Source organism: Flavobacterium sp. RSSB_23 (genome assembly GCF_051547145.1).
Classification (GTDB): domain Bacteria; phylum Bacteroidota; class Bacteroidia; order Flavobacteriales; family Flavobacteriaceae; genus Flavobacterium.
The window spans coordinates 150,477-176,222 of record NZ_JBPTTO010000001.1; the positions used below are offsets into that span (position 1 = coordinate 150,477).

The 25,746-nt window shown below is 37.3% G+C and carries 25 protein-coding genes; 13 read left to right on the top strand and 12 right to left on the bottom strand.

Annotation, left to right across the window (positions count from 1 at the left end; translation table 11 throughout):
- The first annotated feature begins 22 nt into the window (after window positions 1–22).
- The 8 genes from ACSVH9_RS00730 (at window position 23) to ACSVH9_RS00765 (ending at window position 8,569) form a co-directional block, all read left to right on the top strand.
- The gene (locus tag ACSVH9_RS00730) at window positions 23–919 is read left to right on the top strand and encodes a MerR family transcriptional regulator (RefSeq protein ID WP_300977393.1); all 897 of its coding nucleotides are present in this window, start codon (window positions 23–25) and stop codon (window positions 917–919) included.
- A gap of 24 nt (window positions 920–943) precedes the next feature.
- A complete protein-coding gene (locus ACSVH9_RS00735) occupies window positions 944–2,410 on the top strand; it encodes a phytoene desaturase family protein (RefSeq protein ID WP_438062043.1) in 1,467 nt (488 codons plus the stop codon).
- Between the two features lie 3 nt (window positions 2,411–2,413).
- Window positions 2,414–3,253, top strand: coding sequence for a phytoene/squalene synthase family protein (locus ACSVH9_RS00740; protein ID WP_298295881.1), 840 nt, complete (start codon window positions 2,414–2,416; stop codon window positions 3,251–3,253).
- Between the two features lie 24 nt (window positions 3,254–3,277).
- Window positions 3,278–3,718, top strand: coding sequence for a sterol desaturase family protein (locus ACSVH9_RS00745; protein ID WP_438062044.1), 441 nt, complete (start codon window positions 3,278–3,280; stop codon window positions 3,716–3,718).
- Between the two features lie 168 nt (window positions 3,719–3,886).
- Window positions 3,887–4,348 (top strand): SRPBCC family protein, encoded by a 462-nt coding sequence (locus ACSVH9_RS00750; protein ID WP_024981256.1) that lies wholly within the window; start codon window positions 3,887–3,889, stop codon window positions 4,346–4,348.
- Window positions 4,348–5,643 carry a cryptochrome/photolyase family protein gene (locus ACSVH9_RS00755; protein WP_438062045.1) on the top strand — a complete coding sequence of 432 codons (1,296 nt, stop codon included), beginning with the start codon at window positions 4,348–4,350 and terminating at the stop codon, window positions 5,641–5,643. The genes ACSVH9_RS00750 and ACSVH9_RS00755 overlap by 1 nt, the downstream gene beginning before the upstream one ends.
- A 39-nt stretch (window positions 5,644–5,682) precedes the next feature.
- On the top strand, window positions 5,683–6,249 hold the full coding sequence (locus ACSVH9_RS00760; RefSeq protein ID WP_438062046.1) for a helix-turn-helix domain-containing protein: 567 nt from the start codon (window positions 5,683–5,685) through the stop codon (window positions 6,247–6,249).
- Window positions 6,250–6,355: 106 nt separating this feature from the next.
- Window positions 6,356–8,569: a heavy metal translocating P-type ATPase gene (locus ACSVH9_RS00765; RefSeq protein WP_438062047.1), complete on the top strand. Its 2,214-nt coding sequence runs from the start codon at window positions 6,356–6,358 to the stop codon at window positions 8,567–8,569.
- Window positions 8,570–8,676: 107 nt separating this feature from the next.
- Here ACSVH9_RS00765 and ACSVH9_RS00770 read toward each other — a convergent pair whose 3' ends face one another.
- The 8 genes from ACSVH9_RS00770 to ACSVH9_RS00805 all read right to left on the bottom strand — a co-directional run bounded on the left by ACSVH9_RS00770 (window position 8,677) and on the right by ACSVH9_RS00805 (window position 16,374).
- Window positions 8,677–10,098: an SDR family oxidoreductase gene (locus tag ACSVH9_RS00770; protein WP_438062048.1), complete on the bottom strand. Its 1,422-nt coding sequence runs from the start codon at window positions 10,096–10,098 to the stop codon at window positions 8,677–8,679.
- Between the two features lie 210 nt (window positions 10,099–10,308).
- Window positions 10,309–10,992 (bottom strand): SDR family NAD(P)-dependent oxidoreductase, encoded by a 684-nt coding sequence (locus tag ACSVH9_RS00775; protein WP_438062049.1) that lies wholly within the window; start codon window positions 10,990–10,992, stop codon window positions 10,309–10,311.
- Window positions 10,993–11,103: 111 nt separating this feature from the next.
- Window positions 11,104–11,388 (bottom strand): TIGR03643 family protein, encoded by a 285-nt coding sequence (locus ACSVH9_RS00780; protein ID WP_315140257.1) that lies wholly within the window; start codon window positions 11,386–11,388, stop codon window positions 11,104–11,106.
- A 38-nt stretch (window positions 11,389–11,426) separates the two neighbouring features.
- Window positions 11,427–12,911, bottom strand: a complete 1,485-nt coding sequence (locus tag ACSVH9_RS00785) for a deoxyribodipyrimidine photo-lyase/cryptochrome family protein (RefSeq protein WP_438062050.1) — start codon at window positions 12,909–12,911, stop codon at window positions 11,427–11,429.
- Window positions 12,912–12,914: 3 nt separating this feature from the next.
- Entirely contained in the window at window positions 12,915–14,219 is a 1,305-nt protein-coding gene (locus ACSVH9_RS00790; protein ID WP_438062051.1) for a DASH family cryptochrome, read from the bottom strand.
- Window positions 14,174–14,329: a DUF2256 domain-containing protein gene (locus ACSVH9_RS00795; RefSeq protein WP_298295851.1), complete on the bottom strand. Its 156-nt coding sequence runs from the start codon at window positions 14,327–14,329 to the stop codon at window positions 14,174–14,176. Before ACSVH9_RS00795 ends, ACSVH9_RS00790 begins: the two co-directional genes overlap by 46 nt.
- A 2-nt stretch (window positions 14,330–14,331) precedes the next feature.
- Window positions 14,332–15,639 carry an ABC1 kinase family protein gene (locus ACSVH9_RS00800; RefSeq protein ID WP_438062052.1) on the bottom strand — a complete coding sequence of 436 codons (1,308 nt, stop codon included), beginning with the start codon at window positions 15,637–15,639 and terminating at the stop codon, window positions 14,332–14,334.
- Between the two features lie 72 nt (window positions 15,640–15,711).
- Window positions 15,712–16,374 carry a TetR family transcriptional regulator C-terminal domain-containing protein gene (locus tag ACSVH9_RS00805; protein WP_438062053.1) on the bottom strand — a complete coding sequence of 221 codons (663 nt, stop codon included), beginning with the start codon at window positions 16,372–16,374 and terminating at the stop codon, window positions 15,712–15,714.
- 116 nt (window positions 16,375–16,490) lie between these two features.
- Here ACSVH9_RS00805 and ACSVH9_RS00810 point away from each other — a divergent pair, with 116 nt between their 5' ends.
- On the top strand, window positions 16,491–17,405 hold the full coding sequence (locus ACSVH9_RS00810) for a TIGR01777 family oxidoreductase (protein WP_438062054.1): 915 nt from the start codon (window positions 16,491–16,493) through the stop codon (window positions 17,403–17,405).
- An 87-nt stretch (window positions 17,406–17,492) separates the two neighbouring features.
- Here ACSVH9_RS00810 and ACSVH9_RS00815 read toward each other — a convergent pair whose 3' ends face one another.
- Window positions 17,493–17,843: an iron chaperone gene (locus tag ACSVH9_RS00815; protein WP_438062055.1), complete on the bottom strand. Its 351-nt coding sequence runs from the start codon at window positions 17,841–17,843 to the stop codon at window positions 17,493–17,495.
- Between the two features lie 3 nt (window positions 17,844–17,846).
- Complete coding sequence (locus ACSVH9_RS00820; RefSeq protein ID WP_438062056.1) at window positions 17,847–18,230, bottom strand: lysozyme inhibitor LprI family protein; 384 nt, start codon at window positions 18,228–18,230, stop codon at window positions 17,847–17,849.
- A 152-nt stretch (window positions 18,231–18,382) separates the two neighbouring features.
- Here ACSVH9_RS00820 and ACSVH9_RS00825 point away from each other — a divergent pair, with 152 nt between their 5' ends.
- The 3 genes from ACSVH9_RS00825 (at window position 18,383) to ACSVH9_RS00835 (ending at window position 21,939) form a co-directional block, all read left to right on the top strand.
- Complete coding sequence (locus ACSVH9_RS00825) at window positions 18,383–18,526, top strand: hypothetical protein (protein WP_438062057.1); 144 nt, start codon at window positions 18,383–18,385, stop codon at window positions 18,524–18,526.
- Between the two features lie 568 nt (window positions 18,527–19,094).
- Complete coding sequence (locus ACSVH9_RS00830) at window positions 19,095–20,372, top strand: dicarboxylate/amino acid:cation symporter (protein WP_438062058.1); 1,278 nt, start codon at window positions 19,095–19,097, stop codon at window positions 20,370–20,372.
- A 148-nt stretch (window positions 20,373–20,520) separates the two neighbouring features.
- A complete protein-coding gene (locus tag ACSVH9_RS00835) occupies window positions 20,521–21,939 on the top strand; it encodes an APC family permease (protein WP_438062059.1) in 1,419 nt (472 codons plus the stop codon).
- Between the two features lie 349 nt (window positions 21,940–22,288).
- Here the strand turns inward: ACSVH9_RS00835 and ald are convergent, their stop codons facing one another.
- Window positions 22,289–23,419, bottom strand: coding sequence for an alanine dehydrogenase (gene ald, locus ACSVH9_RS00840; RefSeq protein WP_300978446.1), 1,131 nt, complete (start codon window positions 23,417–23,419; stop codon window positions 22,289–22,291).
- 200 nt (window positions 23,420–23,619) lie between these two features.
- Here ald and ACSVH9_RS00845 point away from each other — a divergent pair, with 200 nt between their 5' ends.
- Window positions 23,620–24,078, top strand: coding sequence for an Lrp/AsnC family transcriptional regulator (locus tag ACSVH9_RS00845; protein ID WP_159682727.1), 459 nt, complete (start codon window positions 23,620–23,622; stop codon window positions 24,076–24,078).
- A gap of 200 nt (window positions 24,079–24,278) precedes the next feature.
- Here the strand turns inward: ACSVH9_RS00845 and ACSVH9_RS00850 are convergent, their stop codons facing one another.
- The gene (locus ACSVH9_RS00850) at window positions 24,279–25,727 is read right to left on the bottom strand and encodes a glyceraldehyde-3-phosphate dehydrogenase (RefSeq protein ID WP_315171731.1); all 1,449 of its coding nucleotides are present in this window, start codon (window positions 25,725–25,727) and stop codon (window positions 24,279–24,281) included.
- Window positions 25,728–25,746: the final 19 nt, after the last annotated feature.

The window sequence follows — 25,746 nt, forward strand, 5'->3', positions numbered from 1 at the left end:
GTTTAATAAATTTGAAAAAACAATGAACAATATTAAAAATGTATTTAGCATCAAAGACCTAGAAAATCTCTCAGGGATTAAAGCACATACGATTCGTATTTGGGAAAAACGATACAATGTTTTGCAACCTATGCGAACAGATACTAATATTCGTTTATATGACCTTCATAGTCTTCAAAAGTTACTAAATATAACTTTGCTTCATGATTATGGGTATAAAATATCCAAGATTGCTACCTACTCAGAAGAAAAAATTCCTTCATTAGTGCGTGAGATTATCACCACCAAAAATGCCAATAATCACGCAATTAGTGATTTTAAAATGGCAATGATGAATTTTGACCAAGATTTGTTTTTTAAAACGTACGATTGGTTAATTGCAAAAAAAACATTCAAAGAGGTTTTTTTACAAGTGTTTGTTCCTTTGATGAATGAATTGGGTTTGTTATGGCAAACCGACACTATTACACCAGCACATGAGCATTTTGTGAGCTATTTGATTAAACAAAAATTACTAATTAATATTGAGCAATTACAAACGCAGCCTGTACAACATCATGATAAAGTATTTGTATTGTCTTTGCCAATGAATGAAATTCATGAGCTAGGTTTGATGTATTTGCATTACGAAATTTTGTTGCAAGGCTACAAAACGGTTTATTTGGGCGAAAGCATGCCAATTGACAATCTGAAGGTGTTGAAAAACAATTTTGGACCTATTGTATACATTACTTACATGACTGTTCAGCCAGACCGCGAAGCGATTGATAATTATATTTCGACTATGGAGTCGGAGTTGTTGGGCGATGGAACGCAATTGTGGTTTATTGGTCGATTGGTTGAGAACATTGATAGAGATAAAATTGCCTCTGAAACGCATATTTTTCAATCCATAACAGAATTAGTAGACGCAATTTAAATCCCAAATAATGCCCCTCTTATAATGAAAAAAATCACAATTATTGGTTCCGGTTTTTCTGCTTTGTCCGCCTCTTGTTATTTGGCCCAAAGTGGCCACGATGTTACTATTTTTGAGAAAAATGCAACAATTGGCGGAAGAGCAAGGCAGATGAAAGCTGCTGGTTTTACTTTTGATATGGGCCCGAGTTGGTATTGGATGCCCGATATTTTCGAACGTTTTTTTGCCGATTTTGGTAAAAAAACTACCGATTACTATGAGCTAATCAAACTATCACCAGCCTATCGAGTGTATTTTGGAATCAATGATTTTATAGCTATAGCTGATAATTTAGACGAAATAGCCCAAACTTTCGAAGCAATAGAAAAAGGAAGTGGTAAAGTCCTCAGAGCTTTTATGGCAGAAGCCCAAAGCAATTATGATATTGCCATCAAGGATTTGGTGTACCGCCCAGGAGTATCACCATTAGAGTTAGTAACTACTAAAACAGCCAAAAAAGTTGGACAATTTTTTAGCAACATCAGCAGAGATGTTCGTAAAAAGTTTACCAATCCAAGACTGATTCAAATTCTAGAGTTTCCGGTTCTTTTTTTAGGGGCTAAACCTTCCGATACGCCTTCGTTTTATAGTTTTATGAATTATGCCGATTTTGGTTTAGGAACTTGGCATCCCAAAACAGGAATGTTTGATGTGGTTTTAGCTATGGAAAGCTTGGCTAGAGAGTTGGGAGTTAAATTTGTTACCAATGCAGCCATCGAAAAAATAGTAGTCGAAAACAAAACAGCCAAAGCTGTTGTTATCAACGGACAAACGATTACTTCTGATGTAGTGCTAAGTGGTGCTGATTATCATCATACAGAAACTTTATTGGACAAAGAGCATCGGGCTTACTCAGAAGCGTATTGGGAAAGTCGTGTCTTTGCACCTTCCTCATTATTGTTCTATGTAGGTTTTGATAAAAAAATAGAAAATATTTCGCATCACGCTTTATTCTTTGATGTTGATTTTTACCAACACGCAAAAGATATTTACGATGAACCACAATGGCCAAAAGAGCCTTTGTTTTATGCCAATTTCCCTTCTCTTACAGACCCGACAGCGGCACCAGAAGGTATGGAATCTGCTTTCTTTTTGGTACCCTTAGCACCCGGAATTAATGACTCTGAGGAATTGAGAGAACAATATTTTGATAAAATAATTGCTCGTTTTGAGCAACTTACGCAACAAACTGTAAAAAATAATATTATATTTAAACAATCATTTTGTAAAAATGATTTTGTTTCAGAGTATAATTCATACAAAGGAAATGCTTACGGTATGGCCAATACGCTACTCCAAACAGCTTTTTTGAGACCAAAATTGAAAAGTAAAAAAGTAAACAATTTATATTTCACTGGACAATTAACAGTGCCAGGACCAGGTGTTCCACCTGCATTAATTTCAGGAAAGTTAGTATCAGAGTTAATTAATAAAAAAAATTCAGAAGCGTAAATTATGAAGCAATTATTTGATGATGTATCTTTTAAGTGTAGTAAGTTAGTTACCAAAAGCTATAGTACTTCTTTCTCCTTGGCCGTAAAAATGCTAGCGCCAAGTATTCGAGAAGATATCTATAATATATATGGTTTTGTCCGTTTTGCTGACGAAATTGTTGACTCTTTTCACGGATATCAAAAAGAACAATTGATTCAAGATTTTGAGACCGATTATTACAAAGCATTGGAATCAGGAATTAGTTTGAATCCTATTCTGAATGCCTTTCAAATCACTGTAAAAAAGAACAATATTTCTGATGATTTGGTACAAGCTTTTCTAAAAAGTATGAAAATGGACCTAGTAAAATCAGAGTATAATACTAAGGCCGAATACGATGATTACATTTACGGTTCAGCAGATGTGGTGGGTTTAATGTGTCTTAAGGTTTTTGTTCAAGGCAATCAAGAAAAATACGATGCTCTCAAAGACGAAGCAATGCGCTTAGGTTCTGCTTTTCAAAAAGTAAATTTCTTAAGAGATTTAAAAGACGATAATCTGGTTTTGAATCGTAATTATTTTCCAGGAGTAGACCTTCGTTCTTTTGATGATGAAGCAAAAAAAGCAATTATTGCTGAAATTGATGAGGATTTTAAAGCAGCAAGAGAAGGCATCAAGAAATTACCGCTTGAAGCAAAATTTGGTGTTTTTACAGCTTATGTCTATTATAAAAAACTATTGAACAAGTTAGAGCGTACTCCTTCACACAAAATCGGTACATCAAGAATACGCGTTTCCAATTATTCCAAAGCGGGATTATTGGCGCAATCATTCGTAACCTACAAGTTGCGATTAGTCTAATTTTCATTTCAAATTCATTCAAAAATGCTTAATTTTTTCATATTTCTAGGAGTTTTTCTTTTTATGGAGTGCGTCACTTGGTGTACACATAAGTTCGTGATGCACGGTTTTATGTGGTATTTTCACGCCGACCACCATCAGCCAAAATATACTAATATCTTTGAACGCAACGATATTTTCTTTGTCATTTTTGCCATTCCTAGCATCATTCTTTTTTACTATGGCGTAGAGGGCGGCCTCAATTACAAGTTTTTCATCGGGCTTGGCATACTTTTTTACGGCATTTGCTACTTTTTAATCCACGATGTATTGATTCATCAACGTTTCAAGTGGTTCAAAAATACCAATAACAAATACCTAATCGGACTCAGAAAAGCCCACAAAGTACATCACAAACATTTAGGCAAAGAACACGGCGAATGTTTCGGAATGCTATTCGTACCCTTCAAATATTATAAAATGTAGTTTTTTGGGCGTGCCCCCCGAAACACGAGTATACTACCGACACCATTCTCCAATCGGGGGTCGGGTCATCCATTCCCGCTTTGTTGTAGTGGCCTTTATCGCCACTACAACAAGAGCTCCATTACTAACCCTCACGCAGGGAAATCAACATCATTTATTGCAAATATTATGAAAGTATATAAATTAGAAACCGTTCAACACGTAAACGCTACATTGGACGAATGTTGGGCTTTTTTCTCTAGTCCACAAAATCTGCAAAAAATTACGCCTCTGGATATGGGGTTTCAAATCGTAGATTTCGACGGAAGAACCGCTTATCCTGGTCAAGTGATACAATACAAAGTATCGCCATTGGCAGGAATAAAACTCAGTTGGATGACCATCATTACAGCCGTAAAAGACAAAAGCTATTTTATAGACGAGCAACGATTTGGACCGTATACTTTATGGCATCACAAACATTTCTTTGAAGCCACTGAAAACGGAGTAAAAATGACGGATGTTGTTCATTACGCTCTTCCTCTTGGTTTTTTGGGTCGCATTATGAACACACTTGTGGTCAAAAGCAAGTTAAAAGAAATATTCTCTTATCGAGAAAAAGCCGTAGATGAACTTTTTAATACCAAATAATGACTGCGCAGCCTATTACTTTTTTTTGGTTCCGTCGCGATTTGCGCTTAGAAGATAATGTAGGTTTGTATCAGGCGTTACAAAGTGTCTATCCGGTACTGCCTCTTTTCATTTTTGATGATGCCATTTTGGAGCATTTGCCTAAAGACGATGCTAGAGTCACTTTTATCTACGAATCACTTTCGAAAATCAACGAAAAATTAGTCGAATTTGGGAGTTCTCTTATAGTAAAAAAAGGAAAAACACACGAAGTTTGGAAACAATTGATATCTGAATTTGATATCAAAGAAGTCTTTTACAATAAAGATTACGAACCCTATGCTATAAAAAGAGACCAAGAAATTACCGAATTGTTAGCTCAAAATGGGGTAAAAGTTCAGGCATTCAAAGACCAAGTAATTTTTGAAGAAGCCGAAATCACCAAGGCCGATGGTTTACCTTACACCGTTTACACGCCCTATAAAAACAAATGGTTAGAAAAATATCGTACACTAGCTCCCGTTGTGGAATACGATACTGCTATTTTTTCTAAGAATTGGTTGGTAAGTACTTTTGTATTTCCTGCTTTGTCTGCTATTGGTTTTGAAAGGAGTGCCATCAAAGTCAAACCCCACAATTTGACTAAAATTGTTACCTATCACGAAACGCGTGATTTTCCCGCATTAGATACGACCTCTTATTTGTCGCCACATTTGCGATTTGGTACCGTTAGTGTTCGAAAATTAGTGAATTGGGCCGCACGAAAAAATGATGTTTTCTTGAGCGAACTCATTTGGAGAGAATTTTTTATGCAAATCCTGTATCATTTCCCCAAAGTAGTGCAAAACAATTTTAAATCGGCCTACGACGGCATAGAATGGCGCAATGACCAAGCCGATTTTCAACGTTGGTGTTCAGGGACTACAGGTTATCCAATGGTCGATGCTGGTATGCGTGAACTCAATGCGACGGGCTATATGCACAATCGAGTGCGTATGGTAGTAGCTAGTTTTTTGTGCAAACATTTGTTATTGCCTTGGCAATGGGGCGAAGCCTATTTCGCTCAAAAGCTTTTAGACTATGATTTGTCTGCCAATGTTGGTAATTGGCAGTGGGCTGCAGGTACAGGTTGTGATGCAGCTCCTTATTTTAGAGTCTTTAACCCTGATATTCAATTGCAAAAGTTTGATGCCAAAGGACTCTACATCCGAAAATGGATACCTGAATTTGACTTAGGTTACGGCGCACCTATGGTGGAACACGCTATGGCAAGAGACCGCGCAATCGCTACGTACAAAGCAGGGATTTTGAAATAAGCAATTGCATATTTTGTACTTTTACAAAAAACTTCAAAAATGAAAATCTATATCAAAAATATGGTGTGCCATCGTTGCATTATGGTGGTACAATCCGAGTTGGAAAAGAGCGGATTTACGCCACTTTCCGTATCTCTTGGTGAAGTAGTTTTTGAAAAGGAACTTGCTGTAAGTGACCAAGAAATTATAGCTAAAACACTTCAAAATGTTGGTTTTGAAATCATTGAAGACCAAAAAAAGCAAAGTGTTGAAAAAGTGAAAAACTTGATTATTGATTTGGTTCAAAATCAAAATTCGGCACTCAAAAACACTCTTTCTGACTATTTGAGTACCCAATTGGATTGTGATTATAAATACATTACTACTTTATTTACGGAACTCGAAGGCACTACGATTGAGAAATATTTCATCGCTCAAAAAATCGAAAAAGTCAAAGAATTGTTGGTGTACAACGAATTGACTTTGAGTGAAATCGCCTTCCAGTTGCAGTATTCCAGCGTGGCACATTTGAGCAATCAATTCAAAAGTGTGACAGGTTTAACACCAAGTTATTTCAAAAATCTTGGCGCTGACCGTCGCATCCCCCTAGACCAAGTGAAAGCATAATTTTTATTGTTCACCTTTCGAAATTGTTGTAATTCTTTAGGATAATTGTGTAATACTTCTCAGTTTGATTCCAAGTAATTTTGTACTGTAATTTAAACAGTTCATTATGAAAACTACTATAAAGAGACAAATTCCTGTTTTACAAATGGGATGTGCGTCTTGCGCCAATAGTATCGCTTCTTCAGTTCAAGCCTTAAATGGGATTGTTTCTGCCGAAGTCAACTATGCTTCTGCGATGCTTTCTCTTGAGTTCTTACCAAAAATTATTACCCTATCCGAAGTCCAAAAAGCAGTGCAAGATGCAGGCTATGATTTGTTTATTGAAGAAGATGAAATCAACGAAAACAAAACCTTGGCTTCGATACAAGAAGAAAAAATGACCACTTTAAAAACCAAAACCATTTGGGCTTTGCTATTGGCTTTGCCCATTGTAATTATTGGTATGTTTTTTATGGAAATGCCCTATGCTAACGAAATTATGTGGGTGTTAGCAACTCCAGTTATTTTCGGATTTGGAAGTAGTTTTTTTGTAAATGCTTGGAAGCAAGCCCAACATCGTTCGGCCAATATGGACACACTCGTAGCGCTGAGTACGGGTGTCGCTTATGTGTTTAGTGTTTTCAATACATTGTTTCCGGAGTATTGGCATCAAAAAGGACTACACGGACACGTCTATTTTGAAGCAGCAGCTGTTGTGATTGCTTTTATTTTATTGGGTAAATGGTTGGAAGAAAATGCCAAATCCAATACGTCCACTGCCATAAAAAAGTTGATGGCGTTGCAACCTAATGAAGTCACTTTGTGGCTAGACAACGAGCAACAAAAAGTAATTCCTATTTCCCAAGTCAAAGTAGGGGATAAATTGTTGGTAAAACCTGGCGAGCGAATTGCGGTCGATGGTGTCGTGATAAGTGGCGATTCCTATGTAGATGAAAGTATGTTAAGCGGCGAACCCATTCCTGTACTCAAAATGGCAAATGAAAAAGTTTGGGCGGGAACACTCAACCAAAAAGGGAGTTTGGTATTCCAAGCAGTTCAAATTGGCTCCGAAACCCTTTTGGCACACATCGTCAAAACAGTCCAAGACGCACAAGGAAGTAAAGCCCCAGTTCAAAAAAAGGTCGATTTTATCGCTAGTATTTTTGTGCCTGTGGTTATGGCGATTGCGGTTGTAGCTTTTGTTTTGTGGTGGAGCTTTGGAGGAGAAAATGGTTTTACACAAGGAATTTTAGCTTTAGTTACTGTTTTGGTGATTGCTTGTCCGTGTGCCTTGGGATTGGCAACTCCCACCGCCATTATGGTTGGAGTAGGCAAGGGTGCCGAGAATGGAATACTCATCAAAGATGCACTGAGTTTAGAATTGGCACAAAAGATAGACACCATCGTTCTAGATAAAACAGGCACGATAACCGAAGGAAAACCTAAAGTAACCGAGGAATTGTGGAATAGCAAGGATTCCAATTTACGTTCTATTTTGTTGAGTATCGAATCGAAATCGGAACATCCTTTGGCGGAAGCCGTGGTACAACATTTACAAGGAGTTCCAACGGTTCCAATTACGAATTTCGAGAGTGTAACGGGGCAAGGGGTTAGAGCCAAAGTGAACGGTGAGGATTATTTTGTAGGGAATCCTTCTTTTTTAAAAGCCAACCATATCGAAATAAACGAAGACTTTCTCCAAAAGATTACCGCTTGGGAAGCCGAAGCCAAAACCGTAATTGGCTTTGCTAATGCAACTAGCGTTTTAGCGTTCTTGGCCATTTCGGATGCGGTAAAACCCACTTCGGTGGCTGCGATTCGTGAGTTGGAAGAAATGGGCATTGCTGTCTATATGCTAACGGGTGATGCTGAAAAAGCAGCCCAAGCGATGGCCGTCCAAACGGGAATTACTAATTACAAAGGCGGAGTGTTGCCTCAACAAAAAGCCGATTTCATCAAGGAATTACAAGCTCAAGGCAAAAAAGTAGCGATGGTGGGTGATGGGATTAACGATAGCACTGCTTTGGCTCAAGCCGATGTTAGCATTGCTATGGGAAAAGGAAGCGCCATTGCGATGGAAGTGGCCAATATGACGCTAATGACCTCGGATTTGCATAAGATTCCACAAGCGATTCGCTTGTCTAAAGCTACTGTTGCTACGATACACCAAAACTTATTTTGGGCCTTTATTTACAATGTAATTGGCATTCCTATCGCGGCAGGTATTTTATTTCCTTTCAATGGTTTCTTACTTAACCCAATGCTGGCCGGTGCAGCTATGGCTTTAAGCAGCGTGAGCGTGGTAAGCAACAGTTTGCGATTGAAATTGAAAAAGTTGTAGGGAAGTAAACTTTAAAAAAAAATAAATTCCAAATTCCAAGTTGTCGCAAAAGCCTTGGAATTTGGAATTTAAATTTTGGAATTTGAAATTTCTTTTAAGAATTAAATCTATTTTTTAATCAATTTATTAATCATGCCTTCAAAGATAAAGCCATGAAAGGGCAGAACGGAGTACCAATACAATTTGCCCCAAAAACCATGCGGTTTGAAAGTGGCTGCTTGGTATAGTGTATTGTGTATGATTTTGAATTCTAGCCAAGCTTCTCCTGGGAGTTTCATTTCGGCATACAAAACGAGCTTGCCTTCTTTTTTGTTGGCATACAATACCCGCCAAAAATCCAAAACGTCACCTGAATGAATGTCGTGTTTGTTAGTACGTCCTCTACGAAGCCCCACACCTCCAACTAATTTGTCAAGAAAACCGCGTATTTCCCACAGCCAGTCGCCATAGTACCAACCTGTTTCACCGCCAATAGACCAAATGCGTTCCGTGGTATAGGAGCGGTTGAGGATTTCTTTTTTGCGACGATCGATAAAGCAATTTTTTTTAGGTACTTTGAGGTAATCGGCAACACTCCCAGTGAATTGACCGCTAATCATAGCGTCTTTCCAACTTGACACAATGTCGTCTTTGTCTATTTTGACAAGCGCTCTTGCAACCGCTTCGTTGTACGTCATAGGTACAACTCCTAGTAATGCGTTAATTCGGTTGTCTTTGCAAACTACTTCTACTTTCATACTGCTTACCAAAGCAGCAGCGAGTTTGTAAGTTGTTGAAGTAACAAAATACAACCAATACGATGACAATTTGGGTGTCATTACTGGAACTGTATAGATGTAGCGTTTCAATCCTGCTGCTTGTGCAAATCCCAAGAGCATTTCTTTGTAAGTTAAAATATCAGGTCCACCTATGTCAAAGTTTTGATCGTAAGTCTCCGGTTGATGTAAACTTTTTATCAAAAAGGCTAAAACATCCGTTATTGCTATCGGTTGGCATTTGGTATTGAGCCATTTTGGAGTAATCATAACAGGAAGTTTGTTGACCAAATCACGGATGATTTCAAAAGAAGCACTTCCAGAACCTACAATGATGCCCGCTCTTAAAGTTGTGATAGCAAAAAGGCCTGTTTTAAGAACATCTTCAACTGCTTTTCTTGAGGCCAAATGCTTCGATAAAATAACATCATTAACGATACCACTCAAATAAATTACTTGTTTTACTCGAGTAAGGTTCATTCGGTCTACAAAATTCAAAGCAGAGGCATACTCCAGCTCATCATAGTTCTTGGCCGAACCTGACATCGAATGAATCAAATAATAAGCGGCATCAATTTCATTGGGAATGCTACTTAAGCTTTCTTGATTCAAAAAATCGACTTCTATTACACGTACTTGATTTACATATTCCTCGGGAAGCGTAAAACGGTCTTTGTCTCTTACACAACAAATCACATGATGCCCTTGGGCCACTAGCAAAGGCAGTAGTCGCTTTCCAATATATCCTGTGGCTCCTGTTAAAAGAATATTCATTTGGTTTGTTAATTGATTGATAACAATATAGTTAAAAAAATTGTATAATCTTAGAAATAACCGATAGAATTGCTAAAATTATCGATAAAATTGTCTGAATCATGTTTTTTTGATTACTAATTCTTATATTTTTTCTGGTCAATTACTGTTGGTAATCTAGAATTCTATTTGATTATTTTTTCGTTTTTCTTTAATTTGAATCAAATGGTTTTATATTTTAAAACTAACCATACCATAATCCATGGCAAAAATTTGTCCTGAAATGGATTTGGCTTCTTCTGAAATTAGAAAATTTGCCATCTGTGCTACTTCATCTGGTTTTAGATACCCTTTCATCGGATGGCGTTCAATCATGTTTTCTTTCATTCGGTCATTTCTTAAAATACCCGCTGCTAATGAAGTTTCGGTAATTGTGGGTGCAATTGCGTTTACGCGTACAACTGAAGCCAGTTCCGCTCCTAATGATTTTACTAAACCCTCTACTCCAGCTTTGGCAGTTGCAATACTTGCGTGAAAAGGCATTCCTAATTTTGCAGCAACAGTGCTAAATAATAGAATAGAGGGTTGTTTGCCTTTTCGTAAGGCTGGTAAATATTTTTGTATGGCTTTTACAGCCCCAATGACATTGATTTCAAAATCGTTTTTAAAATCGGATATGCTGAGGTTTCCGATTGGTTTTAAGTTAATCGAACCCGGACAATAAATTAAAGTATCAACGTCTTCAATGTCTGGAAGTGGGTCTTGTAAAACATCAACGGCATAGTGCGTTAAATTGGGATGCGATACATCTGGCGCTGTTCTACTGATGTTGATTACTTGATTCGATTGCAATTGTTGCATTAGTATCGCGCTACCAATTCCTTTGCTACCGCCAATAATTACGATGTTTTTCATATATGTAAAAGTTATTTGTTAGTGGTCATATATGGTATCGCCTTTATTTATCGGTGTTTGTTTGCAACAAGCCTATTGTTAATGGCGATTTCATAATGTGTTGAGTTTGATTTATCGTTTAGATATTTTGTTATGGGTGATTTGTCGCTGTAAAGTACATTTGAATCTTCCTTCGGTAAAATTTCGAAGTTTCTCGTGCTTGGTTTTTCGACCTTGCACGCGGGCACGCCAAAGTCTGAAACTCGAAGGCTTCATTTCGGTGCGCATCAAGTCGATGACTTCTTGTTCTTTTAATCCAAATTGCAATTGAATGGCTTCGAAGGTGGTTCGGTCTTCCCAAGCCATTTCTATAATTCGGTCGATTTCTAATTCGGTAAGGGCTATTTTGTTGGGCATAGCTATGGTTTTTTTGATAGATGTTCTAGGTTTATTTTTTAATCGCTATCGCCAATATCGGCTAGGGTATGTAATTTTAAAATCCGATTGCTTTCTTCTTTAACCAATGGGTTTTTCTTCATTTTCCATAAATAATCTGAAGCAAATTTTCTAGTCCTGTCAATATTGACAATCGGTTTTGGATAGTCTTTTCCTAGCTCGAAGTTGTTGAATTTTTGGTCCAAAAATGTCATTTTACTAGGTTGATGAACGAAAGGCAATGGCAAATTTCGTAACTCGGGTACCCATTGTTTGATAAATTCTCCTTGTGGGTCGTGTTCCAAACTATTTTTTATCGGATTGTAAATGCGCAATAAGTTGACACCTGTTTCACCTGCTTGCATTTGCAATTGCGGGTAGTGAATGCCCGGCTCAAAATCCAAAAACATTTGCGATAAATGTTGTGTAGCTTCTTGCCAAGGTTGCCAAAGGTTATGGGTAAAAAACGACACCAAAAGTGCTCGCATTCTAAAGTTGAGGTAGCCCGTTTCGTTCAAACATCTCATGGCTGCATCAACGAGAGGTACACCAGTTTGTCCTTTTTTCCATGCTTCGACATAATTGGAATTGATTTTCTTTTTTAAATCGTGATAGCCTTTGTTGATGCTTTCAAACTCCATAATTTCTTCCATTTCAAATTTTTGAATGAAATGGGCTTGCCAAGTGAGTCGTGATACAAAAGAATCAATTTGCTTTTTATTGGTACAAATCAATCGAAAAGTAGCGGCTCGCTGCAGTACTTCTCGGGTAGATAAATTTCCCCAAGCAATATAAGGTGAGATTCTGCTGCAACTTTTTCTCGCCAGTAAAGGTTTCGAAATATGATTGCTGTAATTGAAATAACGGTTTTTAAAAAAGGAGTCTAAATATTTCTGTCCCATTTCTGTACCTCCTTTTTGAAAAATAGCATCGGGAATGGTTACTAAATTTGTCTTTTCTAACAAGCGTTCTAGCTGTTCAATTTGGGGCAATTCTAAAAAGCTATTGTCATTTGGTAAGAATGCAAATTGCGGTTCATTCATATATTTTTCCCATTGCACCACCCAATTACTTCGGTTTTTTAGCCCTCTAAAAATGCCATTATTGATGTTTTCGACCCAATTAATTTGGTTGTTTTTGCAAAATCTTTTGAAGGCTTTGTCTCTATCGTACGTAATTCTTATTCCGGTTTCTTGATGCGAGTAGACATTTTTGATGGTGTATAGTTCGAGTATGCTATTAATGGTGCTAATGACTTCGCCATTTACAGCTAACACTTTTGTTTGATACGGTTGCAGTTCTGCGTTGAGGGCTACGATAGATTGCTTGATAAAATTCCAATGCCTTGCGCTGTAGTGCGTATCGTTTTGCAGTGATTTTTCAAAAACATACAGTAAAAGTGTAGGCTGACCAGATTGGATTGCATTATGGATAGCCTCGTTGTCCTGCAAACGAAGGTCTCTCTTGAACCAAACGATATTAATATGTTTTTTATTTGAATTCATCTTTTAAAAAAGTTGTTGTTGAAGCCAGCGTTGTTGAAATTTCGACTGTTTGTCATAGTTTTGGGCTTGCAAGGCGACATTGAATTTTCGGTCTCGAGGGTCGTTGCCTACACCTGAAACATACATCCAATTGCCATAATTGCTGTGTACATCATAATCCAATAACATCGATTCAAAATAGGCAGCTCCAATTCTCCAATCCAAGAGTAACGTTTTGGCAAAGTAAGAAGCTACGTTTTGTCGTCCACGGTTGCTCATCCAACCTGTTTGTTGCAGTTCCAGCATATTTGCATTCACAAAAGGTTCTGCCGTAGTACCGTTAATCCATTGTTGAATGGCTTTTTTGTCTTGCGACCATTGATACTCTCTGTTTTGAATGCCTCCAATTTTAAAAATTGCATTGCCATTTTGCAGCGAAATGTATTTGAAGTAATCCCTCCAGAGCAATTCGAAAACCAACCAATACGTAGACTCATTGACTTCTACTTCTTTTTCGTAGCGCTTGATTTCCCAATAAATGGTTTTAGGCGAAAGGCATCCATTGGCCAACCAAGGCGAAAATTTTGAGCTATAATCTTTACCAATCAATCCGTTGCGGGTTTGTTTGTACTGACTGATTTTTTTGGTGTCCCAAAGGTATTCTTTCAGTCTTGCCAAAGCCTGATTTTCGCCACCACGAAAAGGGAAAGCGGTTCTCCTATCTTCTTGAAAGGTTGTAAATCCTAAATCTTCCAAAGTAGGAATTGCGGTTTGTATGTCATTTATATTGGACTCGGGTAGAGCGGTTAGCTTGCCTATTTTCGGAACGACTGCTTTTTTTTCACAAGCATTTCTGAATTGTGTAAAAACAGCTGGTATTTCGGCTATCGCAAACGGAATGACTTCTGGCGGGTATAAAAATTGATGATAAGTAGCGACAAATTCTACAGTTGGAACGCAATTTTTTTTCACGCTTTCGATTTCTTCTTTTTCCTCGCTCGTCCATTCGTTTTGAAAGTAAATCGTAGTTTGGATAGAAGAATCAATCAAAGTCGGAATGATTTGTGCAGCCGAATCGTGATACACCAAAAGCGTAATGCCAATTGTCGCCAAATTTGCCCTTAATTCTTGAACCGAATCTATGGTGAACTGAGTTCTAAAATGCGCCGTTTTTTTGAACCCATAAACCGTGGTTGCATACTGTTTTGGGTCAAAACAATACACTCCAACTACGCTTTCATTTTCGGCAATAGCCTGTTGTAGCGCTGGATTATCCGCGACTCTTAGGTCATTTTTGAACCAAACGATTCCTTTTTGTTTCTTTTGCATTTTTCGCTACAATATTTTACTTCGTCCCAAACTTTTTCCCATTTTTTTCTCCAATCAAAAGGGCGATTACAGACCACGCATATTTTGGAAGGCAAGTGCGTTTTTTTCAATTTTATAAATAGTTTTGGTATTGATTTACGGCGATGGAAGCCTTAAGGTCAAACATCAAATTATACAAGCCAAAGAATGTTCTATTCATATAAATAAAATGCTTGGAACCGCGATTACCATTCATCTTGCGCAGGTTAGTATCTTTGGCAAATCGCTCACCCAATTGCGCAATATTGTTAAAGAAGACTTCATCCGAAAAATCGAAATGCGTATCTTGAAACGGCAAAGTGAATAGGGACAGCAAGTCATAAAACATACTGGTGAAATACGCAATTTCCTCTGGAGTATCTTCTTTTCTTAAAATCTCAAGTTCAAATAATTTGGCATTAAAAAGCTGTTTGTTGTCAATGATTTCTTTGTTGATTAATTCAAAGTACGGAACGTAAAAGTCATTCGGAATGCTTTTCATACATCCAAAATCCAATGCGACCAATTGCTGGTTGTTATCTACCAAAAAGTTGCCAGGATGTGGGTCGGCGTGCACTTTTCGCAAGACGTGAATTTGGTACATATAAAAATCCCAAAGCGCTTGTCCCACTTTATTGGCGGTTTCTTGATTGGTGTTTTCGGCAGTGAACTCAGATAAATGTTTGCCTGTCATCCAATCCATCGTCAGGATTTTTTCGGATGAAAATTCAGGATAGTAAGCAGGAAAAACCAAGTTGTCAATCTTTTGGCAAGCGGCTACTACTTCTTGACTTTGTTTTAGTTCAAGAGTATAATTGGTTTCTTCAATCAATTTGTCTTCTACTTCTTTAAAGTATTTATCAGAATCTTTGCCTTGTAGATTAAACATTCGAATCGCCATTGGTTTTACCAAAGCCAAATCCGACGAAATGCTATTGGCAACACCTGGATATTGAATCTTTACGGCCAATTTTTTTCCGTTTTTCTTGGCCAAATGCACTTGACCAATACTTGCTGCGTTTACCGATTCGGCATTGAATTCGTCAAAAATCTCATAAGGGGTTTTGCCAAAATTCGATTTGAAGGTTTTGAGTACCAAAGGAGCCGAAAGCGGTGGAACAGAAAACTGCGACAGAGAAAATTTTTCTACATAAGCTTGCGGTAGAAAATTTTTGTCCATACTCAGCATTTGTGCTACTTTCAGCGCACTTCCTTTCAAGCTTTTTAGTCCGTCATAAATATCTTCGGCATTGTCTTCGTTGAGTTTATCTCTTGTTAAGTCTGAGTTGACTATTTTTTCGCCGTAATATTTTAGGTAATTCACGCCTACTTTTGCACCCGTTTGCACCAATTTGGTCGCTCTTTCAATCTTTGAAGTAGGAATATAGTCTATAGTTTTCATTTATATTTTTTTTACTGTAATAAAGGGTTTGTGAGCTGTTGTTGGTTACAACAAGCAGATAGTCACGCATTTTTAGTCTTGTTTTTGTATTTTTTCTTTGAAAATAAATTTGCCAAAATCGATTAAACTTTCAATAGGAGTGATGTTCATTAATTCGAAAGCAGCTTTCACAGATTTTTCGATATAGATGTCTGTTTTTTCAAATCCAGCAGAACTGTCGTCCATCCAAAACTTTAAGGTGAGTAAAAACTGAATCCATAATGACTCGGTTGTCGCTTTTTCTTGGTATTCTTGAAAACGCTCTATTTGAATGCGGAAATCATCTGTGGTAATTTCACCTATATAATTTTTGAATTTTTTACGAACATCAGCCAAAATCATTACATTTTTTAACTGATTTTTATGCTGTTGCAAGGCATATAAAACATAACTTCGATTCGCAGTAAGCAATTCAAAGAAAGTAAAATAGAAGCTCAACAGTTTGGAACGCATTTCATAACTAGCATATGCTGGGTTTTTTTCTAGCAATTCGATGGTTTTATCAAAGAATTGAATGAAGATTTCCTTCTCGATAGCTTCAAGTGTTCCAAAAAAAGTATAAAACTCGGCTTCGCTAAATCCGTTTTGCTGAGCAAATTGATAAATCGATTTTGGTTTTTCATTGTTTTCCAATACGTGATTCATATAGGATGATATGATTTTGTCTTTGGTAAGTACTGTTTTTTTAGTTGCCATTTTAGTTCCGTTTAAATTAGAGTATAAAGATACTATTGTTTAACTTATTATTAATAATGTTAAACAAAATTTTAACCTATGTTTGCATAAGTTATTTTGATAACACAAAAAATAAGATGAAAAAGACAGTTTTAATAACAGGTGGTACAGGCTTTATTGGTCGTTATTTGATAAAAATATTGACCGAAAGAGGGTTTGCAATAAACGTATTGACTCGGACTCCTAAAAAAAATACTTCAACAGTATCCTATTATACTTGGGATATTGCAACAGGTTGTATTGAAGAAAAAGCCGTTTTGGATGCCGATTATATTATTCATCTTGCTGGAGAATCTATTGCAGAGAAACGCTGGACAGCAGAACGCAAAAAAGCGATTTTAGATAGTAGAGTACAATCTACTGCTTTATTGGCATCGGTTTTACAGTCAAACAAGAATAATGTTAAAGCTTTTATTTCTGCATCTGGAATCGGAATTTACGGCGCGTTGAATGGCGAAGGAATTTGTACTGAAACTTCACCAGCTGCGCACGATTTTTTGGGTAAAGTATGCCTAGAATGGGAAAAAGCTGTAGATGCAATTGCGCCACTTGGTATCCGAACTGTCAAAGTGAGAACTGGTTTAGTTTTGGGCGAAAGTGCTGGTTTTTTACAAAAAATGGCACCTGTTTTTCGATACGGATTCGGTTCGGCATTGGGTTCGGGGAATCAATATATGCCTTGGATTCATATTCACGATTTGTGTGCCATTTATTTAGAAGCACTAGAAAATGAAGCAATGCAAGGCGCCTACAATGCGGCAATAGAAGACAGTACAACCAATACGCTTTTCTCCAAAACCTTAGCTCATATTTATGGATATTCGGTTTGGTTGCCCAAAGTTCCTGCTTTTGTGTTGCAATTAGCTTTAGGTGAAATGGCACTTTTGTTGCTCACGGGGCGTCGGGTTTCTAATGATAAATTACTCGATTTGGGCTTTCGCTTTCAATTTAAAAATCTCGATTTCGCTTTGCGCGATTGCTTAAAAAAATAGAAGAATTTGTTTTAATAGTTTAATTTGTTACTTGTAGTTTGTTGTAATAACCTCATTTTGCTGCTGCCATAGCGAAATGAGGTTTTTTTATTTCGCTTTAGTTGCATTTTCTTCCACCCTGAAAGCTATAATTTCAGCAATTAAATCAAGCGGCAGCGGCTGTTCATTCGGAAACTGCACGGAGCCTTTGCCTTGTTTGTAGGAAGAAAGTGCTTCAGCGAAATGCGAATGACCAGAAGGCGTGGCATACAAGCCAATGTGATTTTTGAAAGCCGCAAAGTAAATCAACGGCTTCCCATTGGTTTTGTAGGCGGGCATTCCGTAGCTAATACTTTCTTGAGCCTCGGGCGCTTTTTCCAAAATGAGCGCTCTAATTTGCTGCATTCTTTTCTGACTCGCTTCGGGAAATTTCGCTAAATAAGAGGCTACGTTTTCCATAATTTATTGGTTTATATTTTTGAGACTTTCTTTCAAATGCTTGGTTCTTTCTTTGGTGATTTCCTCCAAACAAGTCAACAAAATTAAAGGTTTTATGCTTCCACCCGTATAAGGGTCGGCTTCATATTTACAATGGGAGTCTCTGTATTTTATCCAGTCTTTTTGCGCTTGAATGAGTAACACTTTTTCATTTTTGTCCAAAAGCGAAACCAACTTTTTATAGACTTTGTTGAGTTCTGTATCGGCTTTTTTGTAGTCTAGCGAGGCTTTTTCGTTCATCTCTAACTGCGTTTGTGCAGTAGCAGCAGAAACGGTAAATACCAAAAAGAATAGGGATAGGAGTAGTTTTTTCATTGGAGAATTAGGCGTAAATTGTTTGATTTTCAAATGTAACAATGTTTTCTTTTAAGGCTTTGTAATTGGAAAACGTTCTATAAATACTTAAAAGCAATAAGAGGATTAAAGGGAGTATGAAATAGTTCCAATACGGTAATGCCCCATCCATAAAAGATTGTAATAAGCCACCCACAACTATTAAAATGGCTAGTAATATAAGAGGAATCCCTCTTTTAACGTCTGATATCTTAACAAGAATGGCTTCTAAATTCGCATTAATGTTTGTAAAGTTAGTACAGTTTGTATTCTCAATACTACTCAAATGGCGTAATAAAATGCTTTTGTAAATCTCCGTTTTAAAGTTTATGAAAAATGAAAAAAGAAGTAAGAGTATACCTGAACTTTTATTCCATTTTGGAAGATAACTGCTAGCAAAGTACTCATTGATGATTGCTAAAAAACAAACAGAAAACAGAATCCAACTAATACGGCATTAAATATTAATTGTCGTTTACTCTTTCTGTACCTCACAAAAGTGTCAGTGCCTGAATCTCCTTTTAAGGGATTAAAATTGTTGATGATGTCGATGCGTTCTAACATTTTAAAATTTTAATTGGTTGATTTTTAGGAGCAGTAACAAGAGGCTTTTTGGCCATCAAAGTCCCGTGATACGCTATATCTTTGTCTTTTTAAAGAAAAAAGACAAAGGATGCCGCTCCTCCCGGGGCTAAAAGTCATCATAGTGCCCTTTTGGAGACATCTTCAAAAATACTAAAAAAAGTTTCACTCTCTTTTGAGTTTATAGGATTATTTGTGCATTTTTCTATATCCATTCGAATCCTATTCTTTTTTCGAGACGTTCAGATTTTAGCAAAAAAGTATATCTTTAGCCAACTAAAACCAAAAAATACCCTTATGCAAGTTGAAATTCACACCACCGAAATGCAGCCAAAACCTTGGTATAAAGCGTTGTATTTTCAAGTACTTATAGCCATAGTTTTCGGAGTGTTATTAGGGCATTTTGTTCCCGAAAAAGCGGTGCAGTTGAAAGTACTTGGAGATGGTTTTATTGCTTTGGTAAAAATGATTATCGCTCCAGTCATCTTTATCACGGTTTCCACAGGAATTGCCTCTATGGCTGATTTAAAAACAATGGGAAGAATTACTGGCAAGGCGTTTTTGTATTTTATGACCTTTTCAACCTTAGCTTTGGTAATTGGAATGCTGGTTGGCAATCTTATTCAGCCAGGGGCAGGGCTACACATTGACCCAAAATCGTTAGACCCAAAATCCATTCAAGAGTATGTAGATGCTACCCAAGACCATAATTTGTCCAAATTTGTTTTAGATATTATTCCAAAGTCGTTGATGAGTTCACTCACAGGCGATAGTATTTTACAAGTCCTTTTCGTCTCGATTATGTTTGGTATTGGGATTACGTTGACCATTGATAAAAGCAAACCCGTCTTGGATTTTCTACACGCTTTATCTCATCCTATTTTTAAGATTGTTGAAATTCTGATGAAATTAGCACCTATTGGCGCATTTGGTGCTATGGGTTTTACGGTAGGCAAATTTGGATTGAGTGTGCTATTGAATTTGGCGGGTTTAGTTGGCACTTTTTACCTTACTTCTGCATTTTTTGTCCTCGTCGTGTTGGGTGCGGTGTCGTGGTATAATAAATTCAATATTTTCAAACTACTCCGATACATTAAGGAAGAATTGGTTTTGGTATTGGGAACAAGCTCTTCTGAATCAGCCTTACCCAACGTGATGAAAAAACTAGAAAAAGCGGGCTGTGCGAAACAAGTCGTTGGATTGGTAATTCCAACAGGCTATTCTTTCAATTTAGATGGTACGAATATTTATATGACTTTGGCAGCACTCTTTATTGCTCAAGCCTGTGATGTAAATTTACCTATCGAAAAGCAACTACTTTTATTATTAGTGGCTATGCTAAGTTCAAAAGGAGCTGCGGGCGTTTCGGGAGCTGGATTTATTACTTTGGCGGCAACATTAGCAGTCGTTCCTGATGTTCCAGTGGTTGGAATGACGCTCATTCTTGGTATTGATAAATTTATGTCGGAATGCCGTGCACTTACTAATTTTATTGGCAATGCGGTAGCTACGATTGTTGTGGCGAATTGGGAAAATCAATTGGATTTCGAAAAATTGAAAAAAGCCTTGAAGTAATTTTTTTTCAATAGATTGCATTGCTGAGGTCTAAGGCTACATTTTGTCAAAAAAAGCACTTTGAATGGAAGTATTTTTCATTCCTACTTTTTTTAATAGCAACTAATCAAAAAATATACGTTTATTTATAAAAAATTAAATTTTACCTATGCAAGAAAACAAACCCGAAGATTTTAAACGCGAACTCGGACTTTTAGACGGTACGATGCTCGTTGTTGGTTCTATGATTGGTTCAGGAATTTTTATTGTTAGTGCCGATATTGCGCGACAAGTAGGTTCTGCCGCTTGGCTTACCTTAATTTGGTTAATCTCTGGCCTCATTACTATGATTGCTGCGGTGAGTTATGGCGAATTGAGTGCTATGATGCCCAATGCAGGCGGTCAATATGTGTATCTAAAAGAAGCTTACAACAAATTGATTGCGTTTCTATACGGATGGAGTTTTTTTGCAGTGATTCAAACCGGAACTATTGCTGCGGTGGGTGTAGGTTTTTCTAAGTTTGCTGCTTATTTGATACCATCGTTGAGTGATGAAAATATTTTGCTCGATTTGGGTGCTTTTCAACTCAACGCGGCTCAAATTGTTTCGATTATTACGATTGTTTTCTTAACCTATCTCAACAGTCGCGGGGTGAAAGACAGCAAAACGTTGCAAACCGTGCTTACGATTATTAAAATTTTGTCGCTTTTTGGATTGATTGTTTTTGGATTCATCCTTGCGGCAAAAGCCGAAGTTTGGGACGTGAATTGGACGGATGTATGGGAAACCAAGTCCTATAATTTAGATACAAAACAATGGACACCAATTGCTGGTACGGCTTTATTGGCTGGAATTTCGGCAGCTATGGTGGGGTCGTTGTTCTCTAGTGATGCTTGGAACGGGGTTACTTTTATTGCGGCCGAATTGAAAAATCCAAAACGCAATGTGGGCTTGAGTTTGTTTCTAGGGACTTTCATTGTGACGATTATTTATGTGTTGACCAATTTGATGTATTTAGCGGTTATTCCGATAGAAGAAATTGCCACAGCCAAATCCGATAGGGTAGCGGTGGTTGCTTCTCAATATACGTTTGGTGACTACGGTACCGTGATTATTGCAGTGATGATTATGATTTCGACTTTTGCCTGCAACAACGGATTGATTATGGCGGGCTCCCGAGTGTATTATACAATGGCCAAAGATGGTTTGTTTTTCAAACAAGCTGCACAACTGAATGAGAAAAGTGTTCCTGGATGGGCGCTTTGGGCACAGTGTTTTTGGGCTTCGGCATTGTGTTTGACAGGTAAATACGGCGATTTATTGGATTTTGTAATCATCATTGTATTGATTTTTTACATTTTAACCATCTACGGTATTTTTATTCTGCGTAAAAAAATGCCCGACGCTGAGCGTCCTTACAAAGCGTTTGGCTATCCTTTTTTGCCAGGTTTGTATATTGTAATTGCTTCGGCAATTTGTATTTCGTTATTGTTTACCAAATTCTCTACTTGCGGTTGGGGTGTATTGATTATGCTTACGGGTATTCCAGTGTATTATGTTACGCAGCGTAAAGCAGATAACAGATAATTACCGATGTAATTATTGTTTTAGGAAAAACAAGAAAGCCAATTCTCAGCTTTTAGCCCTGATCGCAGCGGCATCCTTTGCTTTTTGGGTTAAAAAGCAAAGATATAGCGGAGAGCAGGACGATGACCACAAAAAAGCCTATTCTTTCCGCTCCAAAATAAGCATAAAAAAATCCGTCTGGTTTTGCAACGAGACGGATTTTGTATGTTATAACAAATACTATTTCAATATAGTTCAATTGTATTCTTGTCATATCGAGCGCAGTCGAGATGTAACGAGGGTTCTCGACTGCGCTCGAACTGACAAAATGGACTATTTTAAATAAGTTATTGGTATTAACTCTAAGGAATTAGCAAACAGCTTCTTCTGCTAGAACGCTTTCTACTTCGTGCAAAGGTAAATCCCAAGCTTCGGCAACGCCACGGTATACTACTTTTCCGTTGGCTACGTTCAATCCTAATTTTAATTCTTTGTTTTCTTCGCAGGCTTTTCTCCATCCTTTGTTGGCCAATTGAATTGCGTAAGGCAAAGTCGCATTGGTCAATGCTAAAGTTGAAGTGTAAGGCACTGCACCTGGCATATTGGCCACACAATAGTGAACAATATCATCAATGATGAACGTTGGGTCTTCGTGAGTGGTTGGTTTACAAGTTTCGATACAACCTCCTTGGTCAACAGCTACGTCTACTACTACGGTTCCAGGGCTCATTAATTTTAGCATATCGCGAGTGATTAAGTGAGGCGCTTTCGCTCCAGGAATTAATACACCACCAATTACTAAATCGGCAGTTTTGATCGCTTCGCAAATGTTGTAATGATTTGACATTTGAGTTACTACGTTAGCTGGCATTACATCAGACAAATATCTCAAACGTGGTAAGCTTACGTCCATAATGGTTACTCTTGCTCCGAAACCAGCGGCCATTCTAGCTGCTTGAGTTCCTACGATTCCACCACCTAAAACTACTACGTTCGCTGGAGGAACACCTGGTACACCACCTAAAAGGATTCCTTTTCCTTTCATTGGTTTTTCTAAATATTTAGCTCCTTCTTGGATAGACATACGTCCCGCTACTTCAGACATTGGCACCAATAAAGGCAAGCTACGATCTGCTTTTTCTACCGTTTCGTAAGCCAAACAAACTGCTCCACGCTCTAACATTGCGTGTGTTAAAGGCTCAGAAGAAGCAAAGTGGAAATAAGTGAATAATAATTGGTCTTTTTTAATCAAAGGATATTCAGAAGCGATTGGCTCCTTTACTTTTATGATCATTTCAGCAATGTCATACACTGCTTCGATAGTTGGAAGAATGGATGCTCCTGCATCTATATAAGATTGATCAGCAAAACCGCTGTTGATTCCAGCATTGGTTTGTACATATACAGTATGCCCTTGTTTTTTGAATTCGGCTACACCAGCTGGTGTAAGAGCTACGCGGTTTTCGTTATTTTTGATTTCTTTTGGAACACCAATAATCATATGAGAGAGATTTAAATTACTACTTGTTTGAAAGGATAAAAGTAATTTAAAAAGAAAAAGTTTTTACATACTACCATTAAATAGGAAAAAATTAATTTATTTGTGTAATTTAGCCTTAAATATTTCTTTACGAAAACGTTTTTTTGGATTTAAAAAGAAAAATTATCTAAAGAATCCCATCTAGAAAAAATACCTTGATTATGAATATAGATGAAACCGACAAAAAAATCTTACGGCTTTTGCAAGCGAACGCGCATTTGACGCTAAAAGACATTGCAAACCAAATTAATTTGTCTTTAACACCAGTTCACGACCGAGTGAAACGTCTTGAAAAAGAGGGAGTTATTGATAAATATGTTACGGTGCTCAATAAGAAAAAGTTAGGGAAGAACTTGACCGTTTTTTGCCAAGTTACTCTTGTAAAACAAACGTTTGATATCTCGGAAGCCTTTAATGAAGCGATTCTGAATTTACCTGAAGTAGTGGAATGTGATTTTGTTTCGGGTAGCTTTGATTATTTGCTAAAAGTGGTCTTGCCTGATATGGAAAGTTACCATCATTTTCATCAAAAGAAGTTATCGGTGTTGCCCGAGGTTAGTTTGATCAATAGTTTCTTTATCATCTCTGAAGTGAAAAGTACAACGGTATTACCGATTTAAAAAATTGTTTGTTGTTTATTGTTTGTAGTTTATAGTTGTTGTCTTGGCCTTTGCGAACTTTGCGTAAATCTTTGCGAACCTTGCGGTTAAGTTAACTGTGTATTGTTGAATTGCTACTTTCTTTCATCTTAGTTAAAAAAAACCATCAAAAGTTGCCTCTTGATGGTTTGTTGAATTATAATTAACGTTGGTTTTATCTACTAATAGTAAGTATAACGTCTTACTTTTGAAATGTATTTGGCCAAACGAATTACTTGATGGCTGTAGCCGTATTCGTTATCGTACCAAATGTACAATACTATGTTTTTTCCGTCTTTAGAAACAATAGTGGCATTGCTATCATAGATTGAAGGGGCTGTAGTTCCCACAATATCCGAAGAAACCAATTCGTTGTTCAACGAGTATTTGATTTGCTCTACCAATTCGCCTTCTAAAGCGTATTTTTTCATAATGTTGTTAATACCTTCGACAGAAGTTGCTTTGTTAACTTCAAGATTCAAAACCACTAAGGAGCCATTTGGAACAGGAACACGAATCGCGTTTGAAGTTAATTTTCCTTCTAATGATGGTAAGGCTTTGGCAACCGCACTACCAGCACCTGTTTCAGTAATTACCATATTTAAGGCAGCAGCTCTACCACGACGGTATTTTTTATGCATGTTGTCAACCAAATTCTGATCGTTGGTGTAGGCGTGAATGGTTTCTAAATGTCCTTTTACAACTCCCAAAGTATCTTCGATAGCTTTCAAAATTGGAGTGATGGCATTAGTTGTGCAAGAAGCCGCTGAGAAAATAGACACTTCGTCTGGATTGTATTCGTTTTGGTTTACCCCGTGCACAATATTTGGTACTCCTTTTCCAGGTGCTGTAAGCAATACTTTATCGGTTCCTTTTGAAGTCAAGTGACGACTCAAAGCTTCTTGAGTAGTGAATGCTCCCGTGTTGTCGATTACTAAGGCATTGTCAATATTGTAAGCAGTATAATCAATTTCTTCTGGAGTATTGGCAGTAATCATATGAACGGTAGTCCCGTTGATGATTAAAGCATTGTTGGCTGGATCGGCAATAACAGAACCATTAAAATCGCCATGAATGGAATCGTAACGCAATAAAGAAGCTCTTTTTTCTAAGCTAGTAGCATCGTTTTTATCTCGAGTTACAATGGCTCTCAAACGCATTTGGTCTCCTTTGCCTGTTTTAGACATCAATTCTCTAGCCAATAAACGCCCAATTCTTCCAAAACCATACAATACAACATCTTTTGGTTGAATTTCATCACTTGTTTTGGCTTCTTTTAATTTGTCAATGACAAAATGTCTAGCATCTGGATATTTTTCGTCCAAAAGACCGTATTCGTAAGTCAATTTTCCGATATCTAATTTAGAAGGTGGTAAGTCTAAAGATAGAATTACACTAGCGATTTCTACAGAATCAGAAATTGAAATGGGTTTTCCAACAAATTCTCCTGCATATTCGTGCAAGTTTAGAATTTCGCTCACATTTCTGTCAATCAAATGGTTTCTGAATAAAACCAATTCGATGGATTTGTCATACCATAAGTCGCTAATAATTTTGATTAATTCTACTCCAGACCGTCTTCTGTCGGCTTGTAACGTAACTTCTTTTTCGTATAATTGTGTTGTACTCATATGGGTTTTTTGTAAAAAA